Consider the following 322-nt stretch of genomic DNA (forward strand, 5'->3'; position numbering starts at 1 on the left):
ACAAAACGTGAACAACCGATTGTTTTTGCAATTAGAATTTCTTGCTCCTTGTTTGGATAGATACGAAACTTATACACTTTGTTAACTAACATTGATTTCACCTCCTTTTAGTATATACTAATTATATACAAAACATAAGTATATACTAAAAGGAGGTGAAGTAGTATGGAACGTATTTCAAAATTAATTACGTTTCCTGCTGATTTAATGCCAGAAATCGAAAAATACCAAAAAGAAAATTACATCACGAGTTTTGCAGGTGCGGTTTACGAGCTTATTCGTAAAGGTTTAAGTGTGTCGGATCGTTAACGTGGCATAAGCC

At 32.9% G+C, this 322-nt stretch carries 2 protein-coding genes; one reads left to right on the top strand and one right to left on the bottom strand.

What is annotated here, in order from left to right:
* On the bottom strand, window positions 1-92 hold a 92-nt coding region (locus MR059_RS21570; RefSeq protein ID WP_242162035.1), incomplete at its 3' end, for a helix-turn-helix domain-containing protein.
* A gap of 73 nt (window positions 93-165) precedes the next feature.
* Between MR059_RS21570 and MR059_RS21575 the strand changes: the two genes are divergently transcribed.
* Window positions 166-309, top strand: coding sequence for a hypothetical protein (locus tag MR059_RS21575; RefSeq protein ID WP_164468647.1), 144 nt, complete (start codon window positions 166-168; stop codon window positions 307-309).
* The last annotated feature ends 13 nt before the right edge of the window (window positions 310-322 follow it).

The sequence above is a fragment of the Bacillus cereus group sp. BfR-BA-01522 genome (assembly GCF_022662635.1).
GTDB lineage: Bacteria > Bacillota > Bacilli > Bacillales > Bacillaceae_G > Bacillus_A > Bacillus_A cytotoxicus.